The organism is Maricaulis parjimensis (assembly GCF_016817355.1).
GTDB lineage: Bacteria > Pseudomonadota > Alphaproteobacteria > Caulobacterales > Maricaulaceae > Maricaulis > Maricaulis parjimensis.
The window spans coordinates 81,796-100,818 of sequence record NZ_JADOTT010000001.1 but is presented as its reverse complement, the minus strand read 5'-3'; the positions used below and the strand labels follow the sequence as shown (position 1 = coordinate 100,818).

Sequence of the window (19,023 nt, the reverse complement as noted above, 5' to 3'; positions counted from 1 at the left end):
GGCCTGCATATTGCGGGTCAGGGTCTCGGAATATGAGACGTGACCCGACCGGGGGATGGTGATGAAAAACGTGTTTCAACCGGGTGCTGCCGTGCGCAGTGCCGGCTTCAAGGCTGCGCTGCTGGGCAGCTCGGCCGGTCTTGCCTTGGCGCTAGCGACCCCCGTCCACGCCGAAACACCTGCCTTTCAAACCGGAATTCGTCTCGATCTGAGCCATGACACCGTCTTCCGGATCAAACCGGCTTCACGTTCCAAATCGGGAAGCACGCTTGCCCATTACACAGTCGGGGGAACCATTACCGACCCGACGTCGGGCGCCACGCTGACGATTGCAGAGGTCTTCCCGGAAGGCGTGCTGACGACAGGCGATATCTTCATTCTGACTGTCACAACCGTCGGCGACACGCTGGCGGATCCGGATGATCCGTCGGCGACGGTCGAGATCGCGGCCGTCACCACGGATGCCACGACGGGACTGGTCACCCAGGTCGAATTCACTGATGGCCGCACCCAGGATGTCGTGATCGACATGTCGGCTAGTGCCGGTACGAGCTCGACGCCGGGTGGCACGATCACCCTGTCAGCGCCGGCCGGGAACACCAACAACCAGGATTTCATCGAGACCGGCAGCCGTGGCGGCAATGGTCGCGATGGCGCGCTCTGGGTGTCCTCCGGAAATGGCGGAACCGGCGGAACGGGTCCGACGATTTCGGAGACCGTCTACGCATCCAACGGCAATATCGAAACCATCTCGGACAGCCTGCCCGGCATCATTGCGGCCAGTATCGGGGGTGATGGCGGCACGGGCGGCGACGGTTATGCTGGCGCCAGCGGTGGTCGCGGAGGATCCGGCGGTGCCGGCGGCACGGTGACGCTGACCTCCTATGTCGAGGAAATTTCCACGTCCGGCGATGAAGCCCATGGCGTGGTCGCCCAGAGCCGGTCCGGCAAGGGCGGGTCCGGGGGTTCCGGCTTTATCTTCTCCAGCGGCGGGTCCGGCGGTTCGGGCAATGATGGCGGAACGGCCACGGTCACCAGTCATTCCGACATCACGACACGCGGCATCGGGGCCCATGGTGTCTTCGCCCAGTCCCTGGGCGGCGGCGCCGGCAATGGCGGGTCCAGCTACGGTATTTTCGGTGATGGTGGCGGCTCCAATAATGGGGGCAATGGCGGCACGGCGACCGCGATCAATTACGGCAATGTGACCACGCTGGGCGAGGCGTCCTACGGCGTGTCAGCCCAGAGTATCGGCGGGATTGGCGGCGATGCCGGCACGGCTGTCGGCCTGGTCGCCTTTGCCGATAGTGGTTCTGCTGGTGGCGATGGCGGAACGGCCATTGTGCGCCATGAGACCGGTGCAACGGTCACCACGCAGGGCGATGCCTCACACGGTCTGTTCGCCCAATCGGTTGGCGGCGGCGGGGGTTCCGGCGGTGTGAATGTCGGCCTCGCCTCAATCGGCGCGCGCGGCGGCACCGGCGGCGATGCCGGTTCGGCCTATGTTTACGCGGAATCGGGGACATCGGTCACGACAGAAGGCGTGTCGGCGCACGGCATTTTTGCCCAATCCCTGGGCGGGGGCGGCGGTAATGGCGGCGTCACGGCTGGCGTGGTGGCTGTCGGGGCATCAGGGTCCAGCGGCGGTACAGGTGGAACTGTCGTCGTTGAATCGGAATCCATCATCCTCACGACAGGCGAAGACAGTCGCGGGATTTTCGCGCAGTCCGTGGGCGGTGGCGGGGGTAATGCGCTCGGCTCTGGCGGGGTGGTTTCGCTCGGCGGCTCGGGCTCGGGCGGCGGCGATGCGGGTTCTGTTTCGGTCACGACCTTCAGCGGCAGCTCTATCACCACTGAGGACGTTGGCGGCGTTGGCATCTATGCCCAGTCGGTCGGCGGTGGCGGCGGCTCCGGCTCGGCCAGCGGCGGTGTCGTGGCGCTGGGGGGCAGCGGGGGCTCCGGCGGCGATGCCGGTACGGTCTATGTCGATAATGCCGGCAGCATCACGACGGGCGACAATTATGGGCGCGGTATTTTCGCCCAGTCGATTGGCGGCGGCGGCGGCAGTGGCGGCGATAGCGGCGGCCTGGTCACGATTGGCGGAACCGGTGGCGGTTCCTCGACCGGCAATACGGCACAAGTCATCAATTCCGGAGAGATCTCCACGTCCGGCAATCAGTCGACGGCCATCCAGGTCCAGTCGATCGGTGGCGGCGGCGGTGATGGCGGCTCCAGCGGCGGCGTCTTCCTGACCATCGGCGGCTCGGGTACGGCGGGCGGTGATAGTGGCAATGTCACCATCACCAATTCGCACAATCTCTACACGGGCGGTGACGATTCCCACGGCATCTTCGCCCAGTCCGTCGGTGGTGGTGGAGGCAGCGGCGGGTCGACCGTGTCCGTGAGTGCCTTCGCGGGCGTTGCCATCGGCGGCTCAGGCGGCAATGGCGGCGATGGCGGTACCACCCAGGTCAGTTTCTCCGACCGTTCGGTCGTCATCAATGGCGTGAGGGAAAGCATTGCGCCGGTCATCCAGACCGTCGGCGATCGCTCGTGCGGTGTGTTCGCCCAGTCGGTTGGCGGCGGTGGCGGCAATGGCGGTTTCGCAGTCCAGGTGACTGGCGGTTATGGCGTTGGTGTCTCGATCGCAGTCGGTGGCTCTGGCGGTGATGGCGGCCAGGGTGGCCATGTCGATGTCACCGGCGATGTCACCGTGCGGACGGAAGGCGACAGTTCCGAGGGCATTTTCGCCCAGGCCGTTGGCGGCGGTGGCGGTGCAGGCGGCTTCTCTGTTGCTTTCGCCGGTTCCGGTGCGGCCGGCGGCAGCGCGGCGCTCGCGATTGGCGTCGGTGGATCCGGCGGTAGTGGCGGCGATGGCGGCACGGTCTTCATGGATGCTGGCGGTGCCATTGTCACGGAAGGCGAGTTTTCCACCGGCCTGGTCGCACAATCGACCGGCGGCGGTGGCGGGACCGGCGGGTTCAACGTCTCCATTGCGGCAACCGGCAGTGCGGGTGTGTCCGGATCCCTGGCGATCGGGGTCGGCGGATCCGGCGGTGATGGCGGTAATGGCAGTACGGTCGATGCCACGTATAGCGGCGATATCTGGACCTATGGCGATGATGCACGGGGCGCGCTGATCCAGTCGGCGGGCGGTGGCGGCGGCCAAGGCGGTTTCAATGTTTCCGGTGCCGTGGCGATTGCCAAGGCCGGTGCCGGGGCCGGCACGGTTGGTGTCGGCGGTTCCGGTGGTGGCGGCGGTGATGGCGGCTCCGTCACGGGGGCCGTGACGGGTGATGTCTATACCGAAGGCGTGCGCTCGGATGGTGTGCTGATCCAGTCTGTCGGCGGCGGCGGCGGGGCTGGCGGTTTCAATGTCTCCGGCAGTATCGGCGGTGGTTCGGTCTTCGGCGGTGCCGTGGCTGTAGGCGTCGGCGGTTCCGGCGGCGATGGCGGTGATGGCGGCAGCGTGGTCGCTTCGGCCGGCCAGGTCACCACGATTGATGACGAGTCGTCCGGCTTTATCGCCCAGTCCACCGGTGGCGGTGGCGGCACGGGTGGCGTCAATGTATCCGGCACTTTGACGGTATCGACGTCCAGCGGATCGGCCTCGGTGGGGATTGCCGTAGGGGTCGGCGGCGCCGGTGGTGGCGGTGGTGATGGCGGCAGCGTCTCGGCCACCCAGAGCGGTGACATCGTCACGTCGGGCGTTAATTCCGACGGTATTCTGGTCCAGTCTGCCGGCGGCGGCGGTGGTAGTGGTGGCGTGAATGTCACCGGCAATGTCACCCTGTCCAACGGGTTTGCCGGTGCCATTGGTGTCGGTGTCGGCGGCGCAGGTGGCGGCGGCGGCAATGCGTCTTCGGCCACGCTGGTATCAACCTCGACCGTAATGACCGGCAATGATGAAGCCGATGGCATCATCGTCCAGTCTGTCGGCGGCGGCGGCGGTAATGGTGGCATCAACATTACCGGGCAGCTGGCCGTTACCACGTCCAATAATGCCGCCGGCACGATCGGCGTGTCCGTTGGCGGTGTCGGCGGTGATGGCGGTGATGCCGGTGCGGCGCAACTGACGCTCAATTCGGGTGTCACCGATACGGATGACACACTGCTGGCGGTCCAGACTGAAGGCGAAACCGCGCGCGGTATCGTGGTCCAGTCCAATGGTGGCGGTGGCGGCAATGGCGGATTCTCCATTGTCGGCGGTGTTTCCCTGTCCTCTTCGGGGACCGGCAATATTGGTGTCGGTGTCGGCGGAGCCGGCGGTGGCGGCGGCAATGCCGGCAGCGCAACGGCCTCTATCAATGGCGATGTCATCACGCTGGGCACCGACAGCACGGGCATTCTCGTCCAGTCTGCCGGCGGCGGCGGCGGTACGGGTGGTTTCAACATCACCGGCGGTGTCGCCCTGTCGAAAAGCCTGTCCGGGAATATCGGCGTCGGTGTTGGTGGGGTCGGTGGCGATGGCGGCAATGGCGCCAGCGTCTATGCCGAGATCACATCGGATGTATCGACCGGCGGCAAGGGGGGTGACGCGGTCACGATCCAGAGCCTGGGCGGCGGTGGCGGTGCCGGCGGGTTCAACATCACCGGCGGCCTGGCCATCGGTTTCAGCAGTGGTGGCGCGGCCGGAAATCTCGGCGTCGGCGTGGGTGGCTTCGGCGGCTCGGGCGGCGATTCTTCGAGTGCTACCGGTTATGTGACCGGCGATATTCTGACCACCAAGGATGACGCCCACGGCATTCTGGTCCAATCCGCCGCTGGCGGTGGCGGCACGGGCGGCCTCAACATCACGGGTGGTTTCTCGGCCTCGGGTGGTGGTGCCACGGCTTCGCTCGGCTTCGGTCTGGGTGGTTTCGGCAGTGACGGCGGCGATGCCGGGACGGCCACGGGCGTCTTCAACGGCGATGTCACCACACTCGGCGATGACAGCTATGGTGCCATGGTCCAATCGGTGGGCGGATCGGGCGGCAATGGCGGCCTGAATGTCACCGGCGGGATTTCCTTCACCACCTCAAATTCGGCCTCGATTTCTGCAGGTATCGGCATTGGCGGCTTTGCCGGCGGTGGCGGTGATGGCGGCAGTGTTTCGGCCGACATCACGGGCACCTACACGACCAGCGGCGACGATTCCGATGGTGTGGTCGCCCAGTCCCTGGGCGGCGGTGGCGGCAATGGCGGCCTCAATGTCACGGGCGGTATCGCGCTGGGCACCGGCACGGCCGGGACCGGCGGTGTCGGCATTGGCGGTTTCGGCGGCGGTGGTGGCAACAGCGCCGATGTCAATTTCACGCGCACGGGTGACACATCGACGGATGGCGCGGACTCCGATGGCATCATCGTGCAATCCGTTGCTGGCGGCGGCGGTACAGGCGGTCTCAACGTCACAGGCGGAATCTCCGCGACCACGGGCGGTTCGGCCGCCAGCCTCGGCTTCGGCCTGGGCGGTTTCGGTGGCGGCGGCGGTAATGCCGGCAATGTTTCGGCCACGGTGACCGGCAATGTCTGGGCCCTCGGCGTGGGCAGCGATACGAGCGACGCGGAAGGTCGGACCCGCGAAAATGGCTCGCACGGTGTGATGGTCCAGTCTGTCGGCGGGGCCGGCGGCAATGGCGGTCTGAATGTCACCGGCGACATCTCGGTCACGACGAATTCGGCATCGGCCTCCCGCAGTGCCTCGATCGGGATTGGCGGTTTTGGCGGGGATGGTGGCAATGCCGGTACGGCGCATCTGGACCTTGCCGCGGCCAGCGGTGCGACGGATCGTGTCCAAATCGTCTCCAATGGCGATGACCGCAATGCGGTGACCGTCCAGTCCTTGGGCGGCGGTGGCGGCGCGGGCGCGGTCAATGTGTCCGGTTCGATTGCCATGGATGGCACGCTGACGGTGGGTGTCGGCGGGTTTGGTGGCGATGGCGGCACCGGGTCGACAGTGACCGGTTCGGTCGATGCGGATGTCTTTGCCTCGGGCAATAGCGCGCGCGGCGTGATCTTCCAGTCTGTCGGTGGTGGCGGCGGCATTGGCGGCGTCAATGTTTCGGCCGGGATTTCCGGCGATCCGTCGACCAATGAAAGCTCGCTTGTCGTGGGCGTGGGTGGTTATGGCGGTGCCGGCAATGCCAGTGGCGATGTCACGGCGACGCAGAACGGCCAGATCATGGTCGAAGGCGTCAATGCCAATGCGCTGGTGGCCCAGTCTGTCGCCGGTGGCGGCGGCATGGGCGGCGTCAATATTTCCGGCAATCTGAACCTCGGCGGCAATGCCGGGAACGGGAATATCTTCAAGGGTTATGCGATCGGGATTGGCATTGGCGGATCGGGCGGTGATGGCGCCGATGCCGGTGATGTCAGCCTGACCAGTACCGGCAATATCATCGTCAACGGCCAGGCCGTCGCCAATCCGCAGCCCGGGGATGACACGCTGGAATCGGTGGAGTTCACCGGCGGCGCGGACGCGATCGTGGTGCAGTCCATTGGGGGCGGCGGCGGTGTCGGCAATGTCAATGTGGCCGCCGTTGTTGCCCCGTCGGGCAATCCGGCTGCCATCGGTGTCGGCGGATCCGGTGGATCCGGTGGTGCGGGTGGTGATGTATCCCTGATCCGGGGTTGGGACGGGACTGGTGCCTCGCGCACCGACGCGGCCGCTCTGGTGCGTACTTTCGGCGATGAAAGCGCGGGAATCTTGGCGCAATCTGTCGGTGGTGGCGGTGGCCGCGCCGGGGTGAATGCGACGTTTGCCGGAACTTTGGGGACCAACCAGAACACACTCGCTGCCCTGATCTCGGTCGGCGGCGATGGCGGCACGGCTGCCGATGCCGGCAGTGTCACGGTCGACCATAACGGCAATATCATCACGGACGGCAAGGACAGTGACGGCCTCATCGCGATGTCCACGGGCGGCGGTGGCGGCAATGCCAACTACAATATCGGCATTGGTCTCCTGAAGGAGGCCACCGCCCTCGATCTGGCAGTCGGTGGTGCGGTCGGGGATGGCGGCGCAGGCGGCCGGGTCGATGTCACGCATTCCGGCACGATCATCACGCTGGGTGAAAACTCCCGCGCCATCTTTGCCCAGTCCGTGGGCGGCGGCGGCGGTAGTGCGTCGCTGGATCTGGCCGTGGGCTTCCTGGCCTCGAACTCGCTGGACATTGTGATTGGCCGCGACGGCGGTACCGGAGGCACGGGCGGCGATGTCACGGTCAATTTTGACGGCCTGATCGACACGACCGGCAAGGACTCGGTCGGCATCTGGGCCCAGTCCATCGGCGGCGGCGGCGGCGCGTCCAGCGCGACTTCTGTCGGCTTCACGCGGACGTCCGGTGTTGGGGACGACCAGACATCCGGCGGGGCAACAGTCACGGTCGGCCATATCGGCGGGGCCGGGTCTCATGCCGGTGCGGTCAACGTCACCGCGACAGACGACACCAGCTCGATCACGACGCGTGGCGAAAACGCCCACGCCATCTTCGCCCAGTCCGTGGGCGGCGGCGGCGGTGCCGGCGGCGGCTCGCTGAATTTCCAGACCCAGTCCAACTACCAGCTCAATATCGGCGTGGGCGGTGAAGGCGGTATCGGTGGTTATGGCGGCGCCGTAACCGTCAATTCCGACATCCTGCTCAACACCGAAGGCGATACCGCGGACGGTATCCTGGCCCAATCGATCGGCGGCGGTGGTGGGACCGGCGGTTATGCCGCCACGATCGGCGTACCGATCGGTGGCGTGCCGAACATCACCAACCAGAATTCCTACGCCGCCAATGTCAATGTCGGCGGAACCGGGGGCGAAGGCTCGATCGGCGGGACGGTGTCTGTCACCAATACTGGCACGATCGTGACTGGCGGGCGGGAATCCTACGGCATCCGGGCTCAGTCCATTGGTGGCGGTGGTGGTGCCGGCGGCATTGTCGCGAACATCCGCGCCGAGACACAGTCCAACGACCAATCCTTCGATCTCAATATCGGCGGGGCCGGCGGTAAGGGCGGTATCGGCGGGACGGTGAATGTCATCAATGAGGGCCTGATTTACACGACGGGCACGGATTCCGCAGGTATCAGCGCCAACTCCATCGGGTCCGGTGGCGGTAATGGCGGCTTGCTTGTGGACATGTCCCTGGGCATTCGCGGTTCGACCAGCAATTCCCATCGCTATGTCCTCAATATCGGTGGCAATGGTGGTGAAGGCGGTGATGGCGGGACGGTCTCGGTGATCAACCGGCCGGTGGATGGTGTCGACAATTCCGGCACGATCATCACCGAAGGCTCCGGCGCCTACGGCATTTTCGCCCAGTCCCTGGGCGGCGGCGGTGGCAATGGTTCCTCCGTCATATCGATCACCGGGCAGAGCACGAACAGCTCCTCCTCCGTCATGGGCTTTTCCATCGGCGGTCAGGGTGAAACCGGCGGTGTCGGTGGATCGGTCAGTGTCGACAATTCCGGTCTGATCGATACCAGCGGTGATGATGCGCACGGCATTTTCGCCCAGTCCCTGGGTGGCGGTGGCGGTAATGGCGGCATGTCGATCGCTGCGGCCCTGTCCATCGGCTCGGCGACCAATACGCCGCTCATCTCGATTGGTGGTTTTGGTGGTGATGGCGGCGATGGCGGTTCGGTCACGGTCAATAATTCCGGCCAGATCGTCACGCGCGGGGCCAATGCCCACGGCATTCTTGCCCAGTCGATCGGCGGTGGAGGCGGCAATGCCTCAATGGGCTTCTCCGCCTCCGGCAATGTCGCAACCCTGTTCGCATCCAATGCCCTGTCAGCCATTCTCGGTGCAACCGGTGGCGGCGATGGCGGAACAGGCGGCAATGTCACGGTCAATCATTCCGGAGATATCACGGTGCTGGGCACCGGCTCGCAGGCCATCAAGGCGGAGAGCATCAATGGCGGCGGTGGCACGCTGGAGCTGAGCCTGGACGGCATCACCCAGCTGCCGGGTGCCGATACCATTCCCTTCATCGGCAATCTCCTGCCGTCGGGCGCCGGGACGGCTGCCGATCCGCTGGTCTCTGCACGCGCCGGCGCTGACGGCGCATCCAGCATGAATGCCAACAAGGTGACGGTGATCACCACTGGCACTTTTGGTGCGGGCGGCAACCATTCCACGGCGACCATGATCCAGTCGATCGGTGGCGGCGGCGGCACGGCCAGCCTGATTGCCAATCTCGGCATCACGCCAGTGACGGCGACCTCGCCGGCGGACAAGCTGAACGGCTATTATCTGCGCGCCGACGATGACCGACCGGTCCCGGTGAATTTCGGTTTGGACCTGGGCGGGATCGATGGCGTCGACAATTCAGGCGGCGATCTGGAATCCGAACATTCCGGCAGCCTTCTGACGACCGGTGTCCACGCGCCGGGCCTGTTGATCCAGACCATTGGCGGCGGCGGTGGCCGGGGTGTCATCGATATTACGGCCGGAAGCGGCAGCTATCTGGGCCCGGTGGATATCCGGCTGGGCGGCCAGAACGGCACGAATGAAGCGGGTGGCATGATCACGCGCACCCAGTCTGGTGCGGTGATGAGCAGCGGCGATTTCTCGCCGGCGGCCATCCTGCAATCGATCGGTGGAGGCGGAGGTTTCGCGGCTGTTCGCCTGCAGGCCGAACATCAGGACTTTGTCAGCGTCCGCTCGGTTCTCGGTGCCAATGGCGGCACCGGCCTCGGCGGCGGCGCGGTCAATGGCGACTTCTCCGGCGGCGTGGTGACCGAGGGTGATTTCTCCATCGGTCTCGTGGCCCAGTCTATCGGTGCGGGCGGCGGCATGCTGCAAAGTGCCGGGTCGGACCGGGTCGGCGTCGGCCTGGGCGGTCAGTCCGATGCCAGCGGGGATGGCGGCGCCATCACGCTGCAGGCCAGCGGCGGGATCTATACCCAGGGCCTGCTGGCCCATGGCGTCGTGCTCCAGTCTGTCGGCGGCGGTGGCGGCTTCGTCCAGACCGATGCTGGCGAGATAGAATTCGAACTCTATGCAGCCAATACGGGCGATGGCGGTGCCATCAGCTTCGTCCAGAGCGGTGATATCGTCACGGGTGGTGACGGCGCCTATGGCGTGATCGCCCAGTCGCTGGGCGGCGGCGGTGGCTGGATTGATGGCGTGTTTGCCGGCACGGCCGGTGGCGCGGGCCAGGGCGGGGCCATCGATTTGTCGATCGACGGCACAGTCTATGCGGTCGGTGACGACGCCATCGGCGTGTTTGCCCAGTCGACCGGTGGCTCCGGCGGCGGGGATATCACCGTTGACCTGACAGGCCTGGTCCGTGGCGGCGATGGTCTGGGTGCGGGGCTCAGCCTGGATGGCGGTGCGTCCAACTTCATCACGTCCAGCGGCTCCATCTCTGCCGTGTCCGGTCAGGCGATCCTGGCCAGCTATGGCGACGACATCGTGTCCAATTCCGGTCTCGTGGTCGGCAATGTGGATTTGGGCTCCGGCGATAATGCATTCAACAATGAAGAGGGCGCGACATTCATCGCCTTCGACACGATTGACCTGCGTGATCCGGCACCGGCTCCGCAGACGCCGTTGGCTGAGGACAACAGCACGCATGTGAAGCGTCCGGTTATGGAAGCGCCTGCCTCTTTGGCGAGCCAGGTCGAAACGGTTGATCCCGTCCTCAATCCGGAAGGCCTTGTGGTGGATTACGGCTCCTTCGAGGAGGGTCCGGGTGCCCTTTGGTCGCTGGAAGAGGCTGGCCAAGCGGACAAGCTTCCTGTCTCGGACGTGATCACCTTTGCCAGTGCCACGGCAGATGTGCCGCTTTCGGCCCTGACGCCCGCTGCGGCGACCTTCACCAATGCCGGTGACTTCCTGATGGGCCTGTCGGCGACGCGCTGGCCGATCGATCTGCTCAATGGCGATAATTTCTACAATCTCGACCTTGAGGGCGATCCGGCGAACAATCTTCTCTACGGTGCCCGGGTGATCAATCTGGTCACGCTGGACGGGCATTATGTCCAGACGGCGACCGGTCATCTGGCCTTTGATGTCGCCTTCGGACCGTATGCTTCGGACCAGGTGATTGTTACCGGCGACACGACGGTCGACGGGACCGGCGAGGTCATTCTGACCTGGCTGGAGAATGCCGAGAATGTCACCCTGTTTGCGACGGCCGGTACGGCCACGGACAATGGTCTCGACATCGCCGACACGATTGCGGTCGACTTCGGCATTGCGGCCAATGGCGAAGGCATCCAGTTGACCCTGGCCACTGATTTCGGACAGGACTTCCTGAACCGGAACGGACGGGCGCTCGGCGAACACATGGATAGTGCCATTTTGGCGGGCGATTCTGCCGGTATCGGCCGTCTGGCTGCTGCACTCGGCAATCTGCGGGCGGGTGAGGAAGAGCTTTATTCGGCGATCTTCAACGAACTGAATCCGGAACCGCATCTGGAACCCATGCAGCAGCAATACGCGGCGGCGCGGGAATTCACGCACGAAATCTTCGGCTGTGGCGATGCTGTTCGGCGCACCGATGACCAATGTGTCTGGGTGCGTAGCGAGATGTACCAGTCCGACCGCAATACGACATTCGACCAGTTCTCGGGCGAGGGGACGGGCGTGAGCTTCCGCGGCGGTTTCGAACAGTCGCGCGGCAATGGCTGGACCGTGGCCGGGGCTGTCGGTTTCGACGAGATGGAAGACCTGTTCGTGGACGATCTGCGGGCGCGGGCCGAAGGCCAGTCCATGCATGTTGGCTTCGGCCTGGAACGCTCCCTACCGGGCGGAACCCAATTCGGCGCTGTTGTCGCCGGCGGCTGGCAATGGATGGAGATGGAACGCGCGGTCAATGTGTTCGAACCGGGGATTGGCCGCTCCAATCCGGAAAGCGCCTATGTGCAGACCGGGGCGCATCTGGCCCATGTCTTCGATCAGGGTTCCTGGTTTGCCCGTCCGGCACTCAATCTGACCGGCACGCTGATGCAAACACCGGGTTATGAGGAAGAAGGGCTGGCTGGTCTGGGCGTGGAAGTGCTGAGTGATCAGCAGTACATCGTCGCGGCCAATCCGGAACTGGCCTTTGGCACGGTCCTGCGCGAGACGCCGGACAGTGTCACCAGCCTGTCGATGACGATCGGTGGTGTCTTCCAGTCCGAAGACGAGATGGTTCTGCCGGTCCGCTTTCTGGGCGCCAATCCGGATGCCGATCCGGCTGTTCTCGGCACAACGCTCGGCGGAGACCTGCTGCGGGTGGAAACCGAACTCAACCTGGTCGGGTCTGACCGGATGGGCTTCCGACTGGGCTATACGGGTGAGTTTGGCGACACCGTTGAACGTCACCGTGCCGGCTTCGATTTCCGGGTCCGCTTCTAGGAAAGGCAGCCCCGGCTTGCGGCGAGAATATCCGGTCCTGCCCAGACATCGGCAGGACCGCCTTCTCCCTTGCCTCTTGGCCGGCTTCACGCCATTACGGCGGCATGGTTACAGAAATCGCCTATCTGAAAATCGATCCCGCCCGTGCCGCTGATTTCGAAGCAGCGGTTGCTCAAGCTGTACCCTGTTTCCAGTCTGCTGAAGGGTGCCATGGCATGCGCCTTGAGCGGGTCGAGGAGGACGGGGCGCTCTACCGGCTGAGTGTGGACTGGCAGAGCGTGGACCATCACATGGTCACCTTCCGCGAATCCGATGCTTTCCAGCAATGGCGGGCGCTGGCCGGTCCCTTCTTTGTGGAAGCGCCGCGGGTGGAACACTGGAACCGCGTGGGCGACTTTTTCTGAAACGGCTTCCCCTCACACGGGCAGGGTCTGGATAAGCGGCGCGGAAGCCGGTACATCCGGTGGCAAGTCAAAGCCGGTTGTCCAGCCGGCCCAAAATCCCAGGGGGACATATATGCGTTTCGCGATTTCGGTCATGGCCGGGCTCTGCTTGGCAGGCAATGCCTACGCACAGGATGGCGGGTTCGGTGTATTCGAGGGCAGCGTCACTGACGGCGCGCCGAGCGCCGAATTTCCCGTCGAGCTGACTGCCGGCAGTGTGATCACCCTGTCCACCGATTCCATCGAGAATTTCGACACGATCCTCACCCTGATCGGTCCGGACGGAAAACCACTGGCCGAAAATGACGACCGGGCTCCGGGCAATCTGCAATCCCTCATCGTCCAGCGTGTCGAAACCTCGGGGCGATATGTTGTTGCCGTGACCGGTTATGGCGGCGGTACCGGTGAGTTTGAGCTGACCGTTCGCGAAGGCGTCGAGGTTGGTCTTTCCAACTCTGCCCAGATCCTGAGTGAGGATATCGTCATGCTCGACCGGTCCGCGACGACGCTGACCCGTTCGGTCGATCTGTCTGAAGGCGACATTTTCGTCGCCTCCACCTTTGCGCTCACTGAAGAGATGGACACTGTGCTCTCCCTGTCAGGCGCTGATGGAACCATTCTTGCCGAGAATGATGACCGGGGTGATGGCAGCCTGAATTCCCAGCTGGTTTTCCTGGCGGAAGCGGCGGGTCGCTACAGTGTGGAAGTCGGGTCCTACAGCGGCAGCGATACGGGCGATCTCGTCCTGTCCCTGGCCATCGACCCGGACGCCGAAGTCCCGTTCGATTTCGCGGGTGTGGAAGGCGAAACGATTGGCGAGCATTCCGGTACGATCGACGATGCGAATCCGAGCGATGACTACCCGGTGGAACTGCGTGCCGGTCAGACGATCTATGCCGTGCTGGATACCATTGGCGGGGATCTTGACCCCGTGCTCCGCCTGCGCGGACCTGACGGGCATGCTGTTGCGCTCAATGATGACCGCGGTGATGGCTCGCTGAATTCTGCCCTGGCCTTCACGGCGACGGAAAGCGGTGCCTATACCGTCAATGTCGAGCGCTACCGGGCCGCGACCTCGTCGGGTCAGTACGCGCTGATCCTGCGTCTGGTGGATGCCGAAACCGTCTCTCTGCTGCAGGAAATGCGGGACAATATTGTCCGCCTGTCCGGCGATGTCCTGTCTTTTGATACCGAGGACTTCCGCGTCTTCTATACGCTGGAAGGCCGCGACGCCTCGACCGAGGAATATGCTCTATCGGTCGGTGAGGCCCTGCAGGAAGTCTATGACGCACAGGTGAACCGCATTGGCTGGGCCGAGCCCATCCGTGATGAAGAGGGCCTTTATCGGGCCTTCATTTCCGACGCGGATGGCTCGATGGGCGTGACCTATCCGGTCCAGATCGTGTTCGACAATCCGAATACGCGTGACAAGCGCGAGAACACGGCAGCCCGTACGGTCTTCCTGATCGAGAATGATTTCCGGGGGCTGGGCAAGGAAGCACCGGTCCATGCGCTGATGCGTGCGACGGCGACGCATGAATTCAACCATGTCGTCCAGTTCGGCTATGATGCTGAGGAAGCGCTCGACTGGCTCTATGAATCCACGGCGTCCTGGACCGAGACGACCACGGTCGGCGCCGATCAGGATGCGACGGATTACGTGTCCACCGACTATGAAGCTCCGCAGATCTGCTGGACGACCTCGGAAGGCGGTTTCGACTACGCCCAGTGGACGCTGCTGCAGTCCATCGCCGACCAGTATGGCGAGGGCATGATTGTCGAGTTCTGGGAAAACAGTGTCGACATGGACGGGTTCGAGACGATGGCTTCGTCGCTCGAGCGCGCCGGCACGACCCTGCCGGACGCGGTCCTGCGCTGGCGGGCCCAGAATTTCGCCCGCGACTATGAGCTGGCCCCGCTCTTCGACGCGACAGTCGCTGTCGCCCACACGATGAGCGAACCGGGCAGCTGGAGTTCCAAGGGCGGGCTGGAAGAGACCGGCGCCAACTACATCATGCTGGACATGTCCGGCCAGTACGACGTCTCGCTGGATGCCGCTGATGGTGTCCAGCTCATCCTGCTGGGCCATGCGGGTGACCAGGTCCAGGTCATTCCTCTGGGTTCGGGCGGGTCAATCGATACGACCGGTTTCGATACGTCCGCCCTGATGGTGTTCAACGCCAATCTGCCGGCTGCACCGGGTGACTGCACGAGTGGCGGCTACGGGCTGGAGATCAGTCCGGCAGCCGGCCGCATGCCGGCACCGGCCTACAGCTTCAGTGCGGCCCATTTTGAGCGCCCTGAATAAGCGCCGTAAGAGGTTCTGATGGCGCAGCGCCGGATTGCCCTGATCGACGACCATTCGCTGTTCACGGCGGCGTTCAGTACGTTGATGGGGCAATTGCGGTCGGATTATCGGGTCGAGGCGCATGATGACCCGGTCGCGTTCCTGAAGACGGCCGGTGATCTGGCCGGGTATGATTTGTTCATCCTCGATCTGGTGATGCAGAAGATGAATGGGCTCAGCTTGCTGGCCACGCTGAAACAGCGGGCGCCGCGATGCCGGGTGCTCATGCTGTCCGGCGTCGGAACCGAACCGCCCGTGGCCGACATGCGACGGCTGGGGGCGCAGGGCTTTGTGCACAAGTCGGAAGATGCCGACATATTGCTGGCCGCGATCGACCGGATACTTGATGGCGAACTCTGCTTTCCGTCTCTTGAGGGAGAGGCCGCCGCGCTGGAGGACGACTTTTCAGCGTCGGGGCCGGATGACCGGGCTTTTCCGAACCTGGCCCCGCGTCAGCTGGAAGTGCTCAATCTGATTGCAGGTGGTGAGACCAACAAGGCGATCGCGGCCCGGATGAATATTTCCGAGAATACGGTGAAGTCGCACCTCAAGGCGATTTTCGAGGCGCTTGGCGAGCATACGCGGACCGGCTGTGTGCGGACCGCCCGGACGCTAGGCCTGATCGGCTGAGGCTGCGGCCATCAGGTCCTGCATGATGCTGTGCAGCTGGAAAGGGTCGGCCGGCTTTGCCAGCAGGGCGACGGATTCCATTTCGGGCAGTCCCTGGAAGCGGTCGATATCGCCCGAAACGAGAATGGCCGGCACGGTTTCAGCCACTTCGCCGCGCAGGGTCTCGATCACCGTCAGGCCGTCCTCGCCATGTTTCAGGCTTTTGTCGATCAGCAGGATGTCGGGCGTGTCCGGTGCCCAGGACAGGGCTTCCAGCGCTTCGCTTCCCGACTCTGCAGCGATGACGCGGCAGGACCAGCCTGTCAGCAGGATGGACAGGCTTTCGCGTACGGCCTTGTCGTCTTCGACCAGTACGATGAAGGGGGATCCGGCGAAGGCCTCGGTCCCGCTTTCGGCGAGGTTGGGGAGATGCTCGGAGGTTTCGGTCGGCAGGATGATCCCGGCGGACGTGCCTTCGCCCGGGGCGCTGTTGAACAGGATTTCCAGGCCCAGACGGTCTGCCAGCTGACGCACGATCGACAGACCCAAACCCAGTCCGCGTGTGTCACCGGCATGTTCGTCCAGCTGAACATATTCGTCGAATATCTGTTCCTGTGCGGCGAGTGGGATACCCGGCCCGGTATCGGTGATCTCCACCTTCACGGCATTGTCTGCATGCGGCTTGACGGTCAGCCGGATCGCCCCGCCACGCGGTGTGAACTTCAGGGCATTGGATAGCAGGTTGCGCAATATCCTGCCGACCAGAAGCGGATCGCTGCGGACAGCGGTCGGGCTTGCATCGATAGTGACGGTGATACCGGCGCTGGACGCGGTCTTGGACGCTTCGGCGGCCAGACGTTTGAGGGTTTCCCCAATATCGAACACGGCGGGTTTGACAACGATCCCGCCGCTGTCGATCCGGGCGGTCTCCACCAGCCCCTGCAACAGGCTTTGCTGGGAGCGCCAGCAGGCCTCGATCCGGTCGAGCAAGTCGACCTGTTCCGGTTGATCCAGCTGGCTCCGCAAGGCGCCGATCAGAAACCCCTGGGCTTGCAGGGGTTGGGACATGTCGTGACTGGCGGCAGCCAGGAAGCGGGTCTTCTCGGCGCTGACCTGCGCCAGCTTGTCGGCCTGTTCGCGCAACTGGTCCGACAGGCGGCGATTGCGTTCGGCAGCGAGGCTCTCCTGCGTTTGGACCTCGGCCCGGGCACTGACCAGAAGGCCAAACCCGTAATAGATCAGCAGGCCCAGCCCGATCAGGCGCAAGCCGCCTTCCACTTCCAGCAGCCAGTAGGCGCTGAAGGGCACCAGGGTTGCCGTTGCCAGGCTGATGAAGCTGGGCCGGTATTCCGAACTCGGCATCATGCCCCCGACAGAGATCGAGAACACCATGTTGATCGTGATGAAGAGGTTCAGGACGGAGCTCGTGTCCAGATAGGCAATGGCGAGCAGGGACCAGACCAGGCCTGTGAGGCCCGAGATGACGATGTGGCCCGTGAGATAGGCGTTGAGATTGTCCGCATTGACCCCGTCGGGGACTGTCAGGCGTGGATAGATGAAAACGACTGCCACCATGATACTGGTCGCGCCGAACCAGAGCAGGGCAAAGCCCAGATCACCGGACAGGGCCATGAGGGCCGTCAGATAGATGATGACGACTTGAATGATGACGCAGGACTGCGTCGTCCGTTGGCGCAGGAGCTGTGCCTGGCTCAGGCGGACCAGCGCAAGGTCAGCCGATGCAAAGCCCCTGCGGTTCAGCGAACCCTGGTCCTGGGCTGTGTCGGTTGTCATGCCGGCGCCGTCGCGTCTTTCAGCCGGGCATAGTCCCGGACGATCCAGAGCAGGGTGACCAGGCAGACGGCCGGGCCGGCCGAGCACAGAAGGATGACCGCAAGGCGGACAGTATCATCCGGCGGTGTGTCCGGCGTGTGCCCCGCCAGCGCCAGGGTCACACCGATCACCAGTCCGGCCAGTCCGGCCGCACTTTTCTGGATGAATGTTGCCAGTCCGAACATGCGGGCCTCGATCCGTTCACCGGTACGCGCTTCGAATGTATCGATGGCATCCGGCAAGAGCGACCAGAACATGACGGGAAGACAGGCATTGCCGGCAGCGGCCAGGGCCATGAAAGCCAGACCCACGGCAGGCTGGTCCGCTCCGCCCAGTCCCAGGCCGGCATAGCCCAGAGCGGCGGTTGCGAGTCCAGCCATCATCGTGGCGGGTTTGCTCAGATGATTGGCGAGAAACGCCCAGGCCGGAGCCAGGAAGATCATCACCAGGGCTGGCATGCCCAATGCCAGCGGGGCCAGATCTGGCCGGTCGAAATGATAATCGACGAGATAAAGCACCGTCTGCGTATAGAGGCCAAAGCTGATCGTCGCGAGGGCCATGACGACCATCAGCCGCGCGAAACGCCCGTCTGACAGGGCTCCCCGGACGGCGCGCAAGAAGTCCCGACGATAGGAGCTGGGTGAGCCATTGGAGCGCGTGTCCGGCATGTCCTGCCGTGGCTCCGACATTAGTCCCGCGCAAGCCCAAAGGCTGAACCCGGCCGCCGCACCGATGACCAGGGCTGTGACCAGATAGGCCGAAGCCGCGCCCATCTGGGCGGTCAGGGCTTCGATGAGGACGGGTGAGGCCAGGGCAACGAGAAGTGCACCGGTCGCAGCTCCCATGACGCGCAGAGCCGCCAGCGCATTTCGGGGTCCGGCTTCCCGCGTGAGCCGGGCGGGCATCGTATTGTAGGGCATGCTGGCAAATGTGTAGGCCGTGCGAAAGGCGATATGGGTTGCCAGGGCCCAGGCCGCTGCCAGCGGCACTGTTTCAAACGGTGTGGTGAAGAGCAGGGGGTAGGCCAGTGCCAGGGGAAGGGCCGCCGAGCCGATCAGACCGCGATACCGACCGATCTGGCGCGCCTTGCGTTCCGTCCAGGTGGCGACGAAGGGGTCGGACACGGCGTCCCAGATCATTCCCGCCAGATAGATCGCCCCCGCAATGGCTGCAGGTAGTCCCAGGATCTCGGTGTAGAAATACAGCAGGAAGAGCGCACCGCCCTGCCAAAGCATGACGAATCCGAAATCGCCGATCCCGTAGCCCAGGCGCGAGGAGAGGCTGACCGGTCGCGGCTTGCCGGCCGTATTTTCTGATCCGTCCGGCATCGACTGGCGGCCCATTTCTTCCCCCAAGCTGATATTTGGGCTTGGTGCGAAATATCCGTCTCACCCACCCGTTCGGGTGATTGATACTGACGTTAAAACGCGGCCCAATCAATTTGAATTGTAACGCCTTTTTACCGTGCGCGCAGA

General features: G+C 64.2%; 6 protein-coding genes. 4 read left to right on the top strand and 2 right to left on the bottom strand.

The window, feature by feature from the left end; all coding sequences use genetic code 11:
- Nucleotides 1–61 precede the first annotated feature (61 nt).
- The 4 genes from I0K07_RS00320 (at nt 62) to I0K07_RS00305 (ending at nt 15,736) form a co-directional block, all read left to right on the top strand.
- Nucleotides 62–12,316 carry an autotransporter outer membrane beta-barrel domain-containing protein gene (locus tag I0K07_RS00320; RefSeq protein ID WP_203290677.1) on the top strand — a complete coding sequence of 4,085 codons (12,255 nt, stop codon included), beginning with the start codon at nt 62–64 and terminating at the stop codon, nt 12,314–12,316.
- A 104-nt stretch (nt 12,317–12,420) separates the two neighbouring features.
- On the top strand, nt 12,421–12,720 hold the full coding sequence (locus tag I0K07_RS00315) for an antibiotic biosynthesis monooxygenase family protein (protein ID WP_203290676.1): 300 nt from the start codon (nt 12,421–12,423) through the stop codon (nt 12,718–12,720).
- Between the two features lie 112 nt (nt 12,721–12,832).
- Nucleotides 12,833–15,067: a PPC domain-containing protein gene (locus tag I0K07_RS00310; protein ID WP_203290675.1), complete on the top strand. Its 2,235-nt coding sequence runs from the start codon at nt 12,833–12,835 to the stop codon at nt 15,065–15,067.
- An 18-nt stretch (nt 15,068–15,085) separates the two neighbouring features.
- A complete protein-coding gene (locus I0K07_RS00305) occupies nt 15,086–15,736 on the top strand; it encodes a response regulator transcription factor (protein ID WP_203290674.1) in 651 nt (216 codons plus the stop codon).
- Here I0K07_RS00305 and I0K07_RS00300 read toward each other — a convergent pair.
- Both I0K07_RS00300 and I0K07_RS00295 read right to left on the bottom strand, forming a co-directional pair.
- Nucleotides 15,719–17,509, bottom strand: a complete 1,791-nt coding sequence (locus I0K07_RS00300) for a hybrid sensor histidine kinase/response regulator (RefSeq protein ID WP_203290673.1) — start codon at nt 17,507–17,509, stop codon at nt 15,719–15,721. The genes I0K07_RS00305 and I0K07_RS00300 overlap by 18 nt on opposite strands.
- The gene (locus tag I0K07_RS00295; protein ID WP_203290672.1) at nt 17,506–18,891 is read right to left on the bottom strand and encodes an MFS transporter; all 1,386 of its coding nucleotides are present in this window, start codon (nt 18,889–18,891) and stop codon (nt 17,506–17,508) included. Before I0K07_RS00295 ends, I0K07_RS00300 begins: the two co-directional genes overlap by 4 nt.
- Nucleotides 18,892–19,023: the final 132 nt, after the last annotated feature.

Bases quoted from the DNA above. Each gene is read 5' to 3' on its own strand.
- I0K07_RS00320 (WP_203290677.1), top strand. From the start codon at position 62: ATGAAAAACGTGTTTCAACCGGGTGCTGCCGTGCGCAGTGCCGGCTTC.
- I0K07_RS00315 (WP_203290676.1), top strand. From the start codon at position 12,421: ATGGTTACAGAAATCGCCTATCTGAAAATCGATCCCGCCCGTGCCGCT.
- I0K07_RS00310 (WP_203290675.1), top strand. From the start codon at position 12,833: ATGCGTTTCGCGATTTCGGTCATGGCCGGGCTCTGCTTGGCAGGCAAT.
- I0K07_RS00305 (WP_203290674.1), top strand. From the start codon at position 15,086: ATGGCGCAGCGCCGGATTGCCCTGATCGACGACCATTCGCTGTTCACG.
- I0K07_RS00300 (WP_203290673.1), bottom strand. From the start codon at position 17,509: ATGACAACCGACACAGCCCAGGACCAGGGTTCGCTGAACCGCAGGGGC.
- I0K07_RS00295 (WP_203290672.1), bottom strand. From the start codon at position 18,891: ATGGGCCGCCAGTCGATGCCGGACGGATCAGAAAATACGGCCGGCAAG.